General features: G+C 51.2%; 10 protein-coding genes. All 10 read right to left on the bottom strand.

Annotated features, from left to right (window positions below; genetic code table 11):
• Positions 1-5: 5 nt before the first annotated feature.
• The 10 genes from cmk to DWZ56_RS06770 all read right to left on the bottom strand — a co-directional run bounded on the left by cmk (position 6) and on the right by DWZ56_RS06770 (position 11451).
• Positions 6-704: a (d)CMP kinase gene (gene cmk, locus DWZ56_RS06815; protein WP_118555912.1), complete on the bottom strand. Its 699-nt coding sequence runs from the start codon at positions 702-704 to the stop codon at positions 6-8.
• A gap of 94 nt (positions 705-798) precedes the next feature.
• Positions 799-2025: an NAD(P)/FAD-dependent oxidoreductase gene (locus DWZ56_RS06810; protein ID WP_118555644.1), complete on the bottom strand. Its 1227-nt coding sequence runs from the start codon at positions 2023-2025 to the stop codon at positions 799-801.
• 194 nt (positions 2026-2219) lie between these two features.
• On the bottom strand, positions 2220-3632 hold the full coding sequence (locus DWZ56_RS06805) for an oxaloacetate decarboxylase subunit alpha (protein WP_118555643.1): 1413 nt from the start codon (positions 3630-3632) through the stop codon (positions 2220-2222).
• Between the two features lie 24 nt (positions 3633-3656).
• On the bottom strand, positions 3657-4781 hold the full coding sequence (locus DWZ56_RS06800; RefSeq protein ID WP_118555642.1) for a sodium ion-translocating decarboxylase subunit beta: 1125 nt from the start codon (positions 4779-4781) through the stop codon (positions 3657-3659).
• Positions 4782-4831: 50 nt separating this feature from the next.
• Positions 4832-5203 carry a biotin/lipoyl-containing protein gene (locus DWZ56_RS06795; protein WP_118555641.1) on the bottom strand — a complete coding sequence of 124 codons (372 nt, stop codon included), beginning with the start codon at positions 5201-5203 and terminating at the stop codon, positions 4832-4834.
• A gap of 23 nt (positions 5204-5226) precedes the next feature.
• On the bottom strand, positions 5227-5556 hold the full coding sequence (locus DWZ56_RS06790) for an OadG family protein (RefSeq protein ID WP_118555640.1): 330 nt from the start codon (positions 5554-5556) through the stop codon (positions 5227-5229).
• A gap of 12 nt (positions 5557-5568) precedes the next feature.
• A complete protein-coding gene (locus DWZ56_RS06785) occupies positions 5569-7014 on the bottom strand; it encodes an acyl-CoA carboxylase subunit beta (RefSeq protein ID WP_118555639.1) in 1446 nt (481 codons plus the stop codon).
• 420 nt (positions 7015-7434) lie between these two features.
• Positions 7435-8787 (bottom strand): MATE family efflux transporter, encoded by a 1353-nt coding sequence (locus tag DWZ56_RS06780; RefSeq protein ID WP_118555910.1) that lies wholly within the window; start codon positions 8785-8787, stop codon positions 7435-7437.
• 288 nt (positions 8788-9075) lie between these two features.
• A complete protein-coding gene (locus tag DWZ56_RS06775) occupies positions 9076-10173 on the bottom strand; it encodes a DUF6709 family protein (protein WP_118555638.1) in 1098 nt (365 codons plus the stop codon).
• Between the two features lie 54 nt (positions 10174-10227).
• Positions 10228-11451, bottom strand: a complete 1224-nt coding sequence (locus tag DWZ56_RS06770) for a D-alanyl-D-alanine carboxypeptidase family protein (protein ID WP_330424840.1) — start codon at positions 11449-11451, stop codon at positions 10228-10230.
• Between the last annotated feature and the right edge of the window lie 55 nt (positions 11452-11506).

Raw genomic sequence — 11506 nt, 5'->3', positions numbered from 1 at the left:
CCTTTCTATCTGTGACACCCATCACAGTTACTCTTTGCTTTCTGACAGATACACAGGATCTCCTCCACAACCTCATCCACTGTCATGTCGGATGAATCCACCAGGATTGCATCATCGGCCTGCTTCAGGGGAGAAATGGCTCTGTTCATGTCCCGGTAGTCTCTCTGTGTGATATCATCGGCAATTTCCTCTATATTACAAGGAATTCCCCTATCTGTCAATTCCAAATATCTGCGTTTTGCACGAGTTTTTACGCTCGCGGTCAGATAGATCTTTATGTCCGCCTCCGGCAGTACAACTGTACCTATATCGCGGCCATCCATCACTACATTCTCCGAATAGGCCAGATCCCGCTGCAGCTGCAGCAGTTTTTCCCGCACAAGGGAATTGCTGCTGGCAGCCGAGGCCATATTGCTGACCTCTTCCGTCCGGATGAGTCCGGAAACATTCTCCCCGTTCAGCCAGACCTGCTGCTGTCCGTCCTCATAGGTGATGGTCACAGTTATCCCCTCAAGCCCTTCAGCCACCGTTTCTTCCGCCTCCGGCCCTATCCCCTGCCGCAGAAAATGCAGGGCGATCGCTCTGTACATGGCTCCGGTGTCCACATAGATAAATCCCAGTTTCCCGGCGATCAGCCTGGCGATTGTGCTTTTACCTGCTCCCGCAGGGCCGTCAATGGCTATCTGATATGTTTTATGCTCCATTATGATCTCCGTTTCCAGCAATATAGAATCCTGCCCTGTTGCTAATTATTACATATTTTTTTTTAAATGTAAATTAAAAATACCTTACAATTATTCAGATACTGCTGCCCGCCGTCCATCCGGTGGACCAGGCGATCTGAAGGTTGTACCCTCCCGTATAGGCATCCAGATCCAGCATTTCCCCCGCCATATAAAGCCCCGGCAACAGTCTGGATTCCATCGTGGACGGATTGATCTCCTTCACCCTGACACCGCCCTGTGTGATGATCGCCTCATTGAATCCGCGAAGCCCCGTAAGCTCCACCGTAAAGTTCTTGGTCAGCGCCCCCAGGCGTCCGCGTTCCTCCCTGGTGATCTCATTGACCTTTTTGTCCTCCGGTATGCCGCTGCGCCGGATCATTACAGGGATCAGCCTGGCCGGATACAGTTTATCCAGCGCATTTTTAAACTGCCTGTTCTTTGACGCCTCAAAATCCCGCAGGATCCGCTCATCCAGCTGCTGATGGTTCAGCGCCGGCTTCAGATCGATTCCCAGCATCAGCGGGCCCTTCTTCAGCCGCTTGCCGACCAGGCTGCTGGCGCTTAAAATCGCGGGGCCGCTCACTCCAAAATGTGTGAACAGCATCTCCCCCATCTCCTGGTACAGCTTCTTTTTTCCGTCCCAGATCGTCACCGTCACATTTTTTAAAGACAGTCCCTGAAGTTCTCCGATCCAGCTCTCTGAAGATATAAACGGAACGAGCCCCGGGTGCAGGTCGGTAACCTCATGTCCGGCCACCTTCGCCATGCGGTAGCCGTCACCGGTGGAACCGGTGGCCGGATAGGACAGGCCGCCCGCCGCCAGAATCACCGCATCCGCATCCAGCTTTTCTCCGTTTAAAAGAAGCACGCCCGCGCAGCGCCCATCCCGGATTATGAGGTCCTTAACTTCCGTTTGAAGGCGCACCGTCACCCCGGCATCCTTCAGGGCAGCCGAGAGTGTTTTGATCACATCGGAAGATTTATCCGATTCCGGAAACACGCGGCTGCCTCTCTCCACCTTCAGCCTAAGCCCATACTTTTCAAGCAGCTCCATCATATCCTGATTGGTAAATCCGTAAAAGGCGCTGTAGAGGAATTTGCTGTTTGTGACCACATGAGCGAACAAATCCTCCATATCCCCCGCATTGGTGATATTGCACCGTCCTTTTCCGGTAATATACAGCTTTTTGCCAAGCTTTTCATTCTTCTCCAACAATGTTACACGGTGTTTGTTCTTACCGGCGGCATATGCCGCCGCCATGCCGGCAGCCCCGCCGCCAACCACGATTACATTCCTCATAAGGCATTTCCTTTTTCCTGAATATTCTGTTCTTTTATTATAATACGTTTTTCGCAATTACTCACTAAAAAAGTGGTTTTCCTGTGAACTGTTACGAAATGTGCTCCCGGTGTATCACGCAAAAGCAGCGTCCGCACTAAAAAAGCGCGGCCGCTGCCCTGTCTGTCACACAGCAGTTTTGTATTGATCAGAGATTAAACCGGATATGCCTTGCTGCTCTCATCCGCCATCGTCGGATCGACTTTGGTCTTCTGAGCAGCTCTGTACTTGAAGAAGTCCACGGCAACCTTCGGGAACAGAGCATAGGTCAGCACGTCTTCATCCTGCTCCTTCCACTGGGACATCTCCGCTTCAATTTTGTCCAGTTCCGGAGGAATCAGGTCGGCAGGACGGCAGGTGATCGGCTTCGCATCCCCGATTACCTTCTTCTGCACTTCAGGGTTAAAAGGCTTAACGGTCTGGCCGTATTCTCCCATCAGCATGCCCTTGGTTTCCTTTGTAGCCACTTTGTAACGCTCACCCATCAGCACGTTAAATACGGCCTGAGTTCCTACGATCTGTGAAGACGGCGTTACAAGCGGAGGCTCACCCAGATCCTTACGGACTCTCGGCACCTCTTCCAGCACGTCATAGTACTTATCCTCGGCGTTCTGCTCCTTTAACTGACTCACCAGGTTGGAAAGCATGCCGCCGGGCACCTGATAAAGCAGTGTCTTGATATTGACGCCCATCACCTTCGGGTTTAACAGGCCGGTCTTTAAAGCGTTCTCCTGGATCGGACGGAAATAGTCGGCGATCTCCGCCAGCAGCTTCTGGTCAAAACCGGTATCGTAAGGAGTTCCTCTGAAGGTTTCCACCATAACCTCGGTAGCGGGCTGGCTGGTTCCCAAAGCGAACGGAGACATGGCTGTATCGATCACGTCCACGCCGGCTTCTACGGCCTTCATATAGGTCATGGATGCCACGCCGCTGGTATAATGGGTATGCAGCTGGATCGGAATACTCACCGCATCCTTCAGCGCACCGATGAGTTCTGTGGCCTGATAAGGCGTAAGAAGGCCGGCCATATCCTTTAAGCACAGGGAATGCGCGCCCATCTCCTCCACTCTTTTTGCGGTATCCACCCAGTAATTGAGCGTATATGCGTCACCCAGAGTATAGGACAGCGCTACCTGCGCATGGCCTTTCTCCTTGATCGCCGCGTTCACCGCTGTCTGAAGGTTTCTAAGGTCGTTTAAGCAGTCAAAAATACGGATGATGTCGATGCCGTTGGCGATGGATTTCTGTACGAAGTATTCCACCACGTCATCGGCGTAATGACGGTATCCAAGGATGTTCTGGCCGCGGAAGAGCATCTGCAGTTTTGTATTCTTAAACCCGTCCCTTAACTTCCTAAGTCTGTCCCAGGGATCTTCCTTCAGGAAACGTAAGGACGCGTCAAAGGTAGCGCCTCCCCAGCACTCTACGGAATGATAGCCCACCTTATCCATCTTGTCCACGATGGGCAGCATCTGCTCGGTGGTCATTCTCGTTGCGATCAGGGACTGGTGCGCGTCACGCAGCACAGTCTCTGTTATCTTAATCGGCTTCTTTTCTATTTCTGCCATTCTAATCTCCTCCTTTTATCGATGTTATACTCCGAATATAGCCATAAAGGTACCTGCGGCTACCGCCGTACCGATAACACCGGCCACATTCGGTCCCATGGCATGCATCAGCAGGAAGTTGGTAGGATCCGCTTCCGCGCCCACCTTCTGTGACACTCTGGCCGCCATGGGCACTGCGGACACGCCGGCAGAACCGATCAGCGGGTTCACCTTGCCGCCGGTCACCTTGCACATCAGCTTGCCAAACAGCACGCCGGCCGCCGTACCGAAGCAGAACGCCAGCAGTCCCAGGCCTACGATCTTTAACGTGGTCACGTTTAAGAATGCGCTTGCGCTGGTGGTAGCGCCTACGGATGTGCCCAGCAGGATAACAACGATATACATCAGCGCGTTGGACGCAGTTTCAGTCAGCTGTCTGACCACGCCGCTCTCTTTAAAGAGGTTACCCAGCATCAGCATACCGACTAACGGCGCTACCGACGGCAGGAGCAGGCAGACAACGATGGTTACTATGATCGGGAACAGAATCTTTTCCAGCTTGGTAACCGGCCTTAACTGCTCCATCTTGATCTTTCTTTCCTTTTCTGTGGTCAGAAGCTTCATGATGGGCGGCTGAATGATCGGCACCAGTGACATATAGGAGTACGCTGCCACGGCGATGGGGCCCATCAGAGCGCTCTGTCCGAGCTGGCCGGCCAGATAGATGGAGGTCGGGCCGTCAGCTCCGCCTATGATGGAGATCGCGGCTGCAGCCTTATCCTCAAATCCCAGCAGCATAGCGCCGATGTATGCGGCGAAAATACCGAACTGTGCTGCAGCTCCTAAAAGAAAGCTCTTGGGATTAGCAATCAGCGGTCCGAAATCCGTCATGGCGCCAACGCCCATGAAGATTAACGGCGGCAGGATTCCCCACTCGTCCAAAAGGAAAAAGTAGTGAAGCAGTCCGCCCTCCTCCATAATAGGAGGATAAATATTTACCAGTAACATACCGAAGGCAATCGGCACGAGCAGAAGCGGCTCATACTCTTTCTTGATTGCCAGGAACAGAAAACCACATGCAACAGCGATCATGACGTAGTTACCTACCGTCAGATTAAAAAACGCGGTCTGATGCACGAGATTCCCCAGTGTATCCATGATGTATTCCATTTCTTAACCTCCGTTATTTCAATTATCCGGCAGTATGCTTTACGGACGGATTAGTTCAGGGTTGCCAGTAAAGCTCCTGCCTCCACAGCATCGCCTTCGTGTACATCAATGCTGGCAACGGTTCCGTCCTGCGGTGCAACAACGGGGATTTCCATTTTCATGGCTTCTACAACAACCACGGTATCGCCGGCTTTGAGCGCCTGGCCAACCTTTGCTTCTACCTTAAAGATCTTTCCGGCGGCTCCTGCCGTCACTTTAATATTTCCTGCGCCTGAAGCAGGAGCAGCGGCCTTGGGCGCCGCTTTCGGGGCAGCCTTGGGCGCTGCCTTTACAGCAGGCGCTGCAGGTGCTGCGCCCGCAGCGGTTTCTTCAACAGTAACATCGTATGCCACACCGTTTACGGTGATTGTATAACTTTTCATCTTTATTTCCTCCTATGCTCTGATTACCATTTTCTGTTAGATGCGCGCTTGATTGAACGTACTACAAAACCATCCGTGCTGCTGCCCATGCTGGCCGCCACTGCAGCGGTAATCACCGCTACCAGCTCCAGATCGTCTTCTGCTTCCGCTTCTTCCTCCAAGGCCGCTGTTACGGGCGCAGGAGCCGCTTTTGCAGGTTCCGGAGCCGCTTTTTTGGAGAACTTATCCTGAAGTTTAGGAATATATTTAAAGCAGGAGATCAGCAGGCAGATAAAAATCAGCACAACAAAGACGGTCCCCATACCCAACAGGGTATTTAACAACGCTTTTTCTAAAATAAGTGCTAAATCCATCGATTACACCCCTTACATTACGGAGCCGTGCTTTTTCGCAGGACGGTCCTCTCTCTTTGTGAACAGCATCTCAAACGCGCCAATCACATATTTTCTGGTATCCTGTGGTTCAATGATATTGTCAACATATCCCCTTCTGGCCGCGGAAAGAGGGCTGGACTGCAGATTCGCATACTCGGCCGCCTTTTCACTGATCAGAGCGGATGCTTGCTCGGAAGCGTTTATTTCGTCCGCATAAATGATCTTTACCGCGTTTGTCGCATCCATCATGCCGATGGAAGCATCCGGCCATGAAAATACCACATCCGCGCCGATGGACTTGCTGTTCATCGCCACATATGCGCTGCCATATGCTTCACCGATCACCACACTCACCTTCGGAACGGTCGCGTTGGCAAACGCATAGGTCATCTTCGCCATCGCCGCCGGAAGCTTCTTCTCCTGGCAGATGGATGCCTGCATGCCCTTTACATTCACCAGGGTCAGTACCGGGATGCCGAAAGCATCGCAGAAATTCACGAATTTTGCAGCTTTCTCACAGCCTGCCGCGCTTAATACAGCATCGTAGGTTTCGGCAGCATTTCCCTCTTCATCCAGGACTTCGCTGCGGTTGGCTACCGCGCCTACCGTAGTTCCGTTCAGACGGATAAATCCTGTCACCATGCTCTTGCAGTAACCCTTTTTCACTTCGAAGAAGAAACGGTTGTCGGAGATCTCCGCCAGCGCTTCTGCGGTGTCACCCTTGAAGGCTTCCAGATTCTCACAGGCACGGTTTAAATCATCCGTGCATTCATCATAGGACATATCGTCTTCATTATTGGCCGGCAGTATCGAAATCAGGGTACGGATGCTGTTTATAAGGTCTGCTTCGTCACCCGTCATATCCACTTCTCCGGTATTCTCCTCCTGCCATGCGGCGCTTGAGGTATTGCATTTTGATATCTCATTGCCGTCAATCGCGTTGGGGGAATTGAGGAAAAGCTTACCACTCTTAGTTTCCATGAATGTAAAATCGGTCAAAGCCGGGACTACCGCCATACCGCCGCCGCAGGTTCCTAATACCGCAGTGATCTGCGGAATCACGCCGGACGCCTGTACCTGGCTAAGGTAAATCTGTCCGAATGCATTCAACGCATCGGTAGCTTCCTGAAGGCGCAGTCCGGCACAGTCTACCAGGCCGATCACAGGTGCTCCCATCTTCATAGCCAGTGCATAGACATTCGCTATTTTCTTCGCGTGCATTTCGCCGATAGAACCACCAAGCACGGACGCATCCTGGCTGTACACATAAACAAGGTTTCCCTCAATTGTACCGTAGCCGGTCAGGCAGCCGTCCGCAGGTGTTTCTTTTTGCTGCAGATTAAAATCTGTACTTCTCGCAGTTATGTAGCTTCCCAGCTCCACAAAACTGCCGTCATCCAACAGATTCGCAATCCGCATACTTGCTGAATTACTCATTTTGCAGTCCTCCAATTTCTATTGTGTAGTGTGCTCGCAGCGGCTTCCTGATTCAGAAAACCGCCCGAACTGCTATAACATAAATTGGTCTTATTTACCAAAGGAAAATCTGCCCCTTAAATAATAAAACCAAATTTCTGCCGATTATAATTGTATAACTTGTATGTACAAAATTCAAGCTGTTTTTTACGAATTCGTTACTTTTTATACGTTACTGCTCACACGCTGCCGATAAAGCAGCGTATGAGAGGGCTGAGTATGGTCCTCATAGGGATCCCTTGAAGCCCGCCGGTACTTATGCTGTGTATTTTACAGCATTAGTACCGCTGCGCGCTTCACGGAGCGAGAGCGGGTCCCAATGAGGACCATACTCAGCCCTCTCATACGCGGGAATTTCTCGGTAACTGTGAACAGTAACTTTTATACAGAGGCCGACCGATTCAGGATTTTCTTTATTGTCAGGCAGTAGATCAGTATGCTGAAAGCCGCTCCGCCGATGTCGCTGATAGGCTCGGCGGCAAAAACCAGGCCGATGTCCAAAAACAGCGGAAGCAGAAACACGCCGCTTAAATACAGGAATTTGCGGAAGAAGGACAGGGAAAACGCAATCTTTGCGATCCCAAGTCCGGTAAAACCGTCTACAATCGTATACTGAGCGCCCAGCGGAATGATGCCCAGCGTATACAGGCGTATAATGCGCTCGGTCATCTCTATGTACTCCGGGTTCCTTGTGAAGATTATGATAAAATAGCGGGAGAAAAACTGGGCGATGATAAACATAACCGTCACAAAGCACAGGGCGAGCTTTAGAATCTCTTTCTGTGCTTTCATCACTCTCTCCTTGTTTCTGGCTCCGTAGTTATATCCCAGGATGGTCTGCGTCCCTCCGGTGATGCCGCCTAGCGGCATTGTGATGATCAGCATAAAACTCTGGAGGATAGTGGCGCAGGTGAGCAGCATGCCCTCGTTGGCGCCCCCGTACTTTTTAAGAACCACATTAAGAGAAATGATCAGCACATTATCAAAGGCAATGATAATGAACGGGGTAAAGCCCAGCGCCAGCACCTTCTTGCACAGTTCCCAGTTCAGGCCAAAGCCGATCTTGACCGGAATCTTTCTGCCGGTTAGGACCTTGAGCACAAACAGGCAGGAACACATCTGGGACAGTATGGTGGCCCAGGCCGCGCCGGGCACTCCCATCTTAAATACAAAGATAAAGATCGGATCCAGCACGATGTTGGCGGCTGCGCCGATGATCACCGAAAGCATGCCAAGATTGGCATAGCCCTGACAGATGATAAACTGGTTCAGCCCCAGAGATACGATAGCAAACACCGTGCCTGCCAGATAAACCGTCATATACTGATCTGCGTAAACAAATATATCCCCTCCCGCTCCGAAAGCGGATATCATCCAGTCCTTGAGCAGATACGCTGCGAGCATTACCGCAAACGAAACCGTCAGCAGCATGGTAAAGCAGCTGTTAATGATCTGCTTGGCCGCGCGTTCATTGCCGCTTCCCATGCGGATGCTGAATAACGGCGCTCCGCCGATGCCGATCAGCGCGGAAAAGGAGGACAGCAGAGTGACGATCGGCCCGCAGATTCCCACGGCAGCCAGCGCCTGCTCCCCATATCCCGCAATGTTTCCGATATACATCCTGTCCACAATGCTGTAAAGCACGCTGACGAACTGCGCCAGCATGGAAGGGATCGCAAGCCGGAACACAAGTGTTCTGATATCGTCCGTACCCAGATTATTTTCTCTTCCCATCTCATTCTCCACCCTTATCGTGAATATGTACTTTCCTGCTAAAAAGGATCCTGCAAAGGAATGAAAGAGAATCCCGCCTGCGGGATTCTCCGCCTGCGGCGGGTCGCCCTGGCGACATAATACCTTCCCGCCGCAGTGCGATCCTAAGCGGAGCGTTTTTTTGTTCAATAGGTCGTATTTTCCTATTGAACAAAAAAACAGGGCCGCAAATCACAGCCCTGTTCATTTTAGCATATTCTTTATAGATTGCAATACCAAAATCCTGCATAATTCTGCCTGTTTCCGCTATCAGTTTTCCGAACCGTTTTCCGGCGAAACCGGCTCATTCTGTGAGACCGGCGCACCCTGTGAAACCGCATTGTAACGGATATCCAGAAAATGCTGAAAGTCTTTGTTGAAACATTTCTCCAGATCCTTATCATAGCCCACCACAATTTTAGGGAGGGTATCCGCATAGATTTTCAGAATGGCCTCGGCTTCTGTCTGGGAGGCGGCAATGGCCGTCATAGTTTTTGCGGTATTGAATACGCGCAGCGTACTTTCGGAATGCCTTCCTGTACGGCGGTAGTAATAAGCCCATACCAAATCCTCATGATCCACAATCTCTGCGTACACACCCGATATGTAGATCGTAAAGCGAGCTCCCACCCAGATACGTTTGCCCACAAGCTGTGCCTGAAGGAAATCCGCCTCGATCGTCTCCATGCTCATCTCCGGATGTCTGCTTAAATATTTCTTAAGCTTTTTATCATAGCTTCCCGTAAACTGACGGACCAGTATATAGATCAAATAAAGCAGGGACAGTCCTGCCACAATCGCCCACATAACCGTAAAGGAGATGGTGTTGGATCCGATGGCATTGGTATTGATATAATAAGGAACGGCCGCCTGAAGATAGTCCTCTCCCAGATCCTCTGTGATCGTTTCATTGAAATATTTCAGCCGCTGTCCCTCCAGCGCTGTCCAGGTGCCTCTAAGAGTTCTGCTGCCCTCGACCTCTCCAATTTCCTCCGTAAGCCAGCTCCAGGTTGTGTCTATGTAACCGTTCATTTCGGATTCCTTGGAAGCGGGCAGTTCTGCCCCGAAGAAGACAGCGTCCTCATCGAAATACAGCAGATAGCCGATGTTTTTCAGTTTTTTTACTTTTGTGTCCGTGTTCTGCTCTGACTGGCGCACAAATTCATCGATGACGTACTTCGCATCAAAGCTCACATACTGCCCTTCCAGGTTCTCATAATCCATCCCGCTCTCTATGCGGACCGGTCCCGCTATAAATGCCAGGAAAGATTTCCCTGCGACGATCAGGCAGGCTGCCAGAATAATCGCGGCGATCACAACGCGTGTTATTGTTGCTCTTGATGTCTTGCCTCTCAGTGTACTTAACATAATTTCGCTCCGTTTATAAATATTTTATGAATACTTTCTTATCATACTATAAATTTACTGAAACCACAAGTCAATTACATCCACACCCAGACAAAATTTTTCCAGAATCTGACGCAGGCAGTACAGATAATCCACTTTCTCTACCCCGCCCGCCGTATAGACCGGATACACCTTCATGACTTCGCCGCTCACTATGTATCTGACGCTGCCCACGTTCTGATGCTCATACACCGGCGCCTCCAGGGATTGTGGGACATCATAGACAACCTCCACCTGATCCTTTTCCCCAATCAGCAGGCTAAGCTCCTCTTCCTCCATCACAAGCCCCACCTCGTCCGACCGACCGTTTACCACCGCCGCGTTCTCAAACTGCCTGCCGTATTCAAAAATATCCTTCACCTCATAATTTCTCATGCCGTAGTCCACAAGCTTCCGTATATCCGACCATTTATAGGTCTTATGGGGAGGCCAGCCGCATCCGAGCACCGCGGCAGTAAAGGTGCGCCCGTCAGCCCGCACCGCGCCCACATAGCAGTAGCCGGCCATCCCGGTAAAGCCGGTCTTCCCGGTAAGCGCGCTTTCCATCATGGACAGCAGCGCATTGTGGTTATAGCAGGAAAACGATCTTTTTTTGTCCAGATCCTGGAAACTGTAATTCTGCGTTCCGGTAATCTCCAGGAACTTTTCATTTTTCAGGCAGTAGCTCATGATTCTGGCCAGGTCCTCCGCCGTGGTACTGTGCCTGCCGCCTTCATCTTCCGCATCCAGCCCGTTGGGCGTGACAAAATGCGTCTGATAGCACCCTAAGTCCCTGGCTTTCTGGTTCATCATCTTTGCAAACGCTTCCACACTGCCGCCGATATGTTCGGCTACTGCCACGCTGCTGTCATTATGGCTTTCCAGCATCATCGAATACAGCAGATCCAGCAGGCGGTAGCGCTCCCCCTGGCGGATATTCAGCTGTACATCGGGCATGGAAGCGGCGTAGGCGGAAATGGTGACTTCATCCTCCAGGCTGCCGTTCTCCAGCGCCAGGATGCAGGTCATGATCTTGGTGGTGCTGGCCATGGGAAGCTCATCCTGTCCGTTCTTTTCATATAAAATACGCCCCGTATCTGCATCCATCAGGACCGCCGACAGGGCGTATAATTTTTTTAATTCTTCTGGAGTTTCGGTTGTCTGATTTGTATTTTCTCCGGTGGCCTCATCCTTGGCATATGCCTTAAGAGGAATGACAAATGTAAGGATCAGCAGGAGCATAATCGCAATTCGCTTCAAGGTCTCACACTTTTCTGGTTCTTTCTTACCTCCATTTTATGAGCAGCAGCCGGCG

The sequence above is a fragment of the Lachnotalea sp. AF33-28 genome, assembly GCF_003477885.1.
Taxonomy (GTDB): domain Bacteria; phylum Bacillota; class Clostridia; order Lachnospirales; family Lachnospiraceae; genus AF33-28.
Note: the sequence above shows the minus strand (reverse complement) of the source record. Positions and strands in the feature narration are given on the sequence as shown.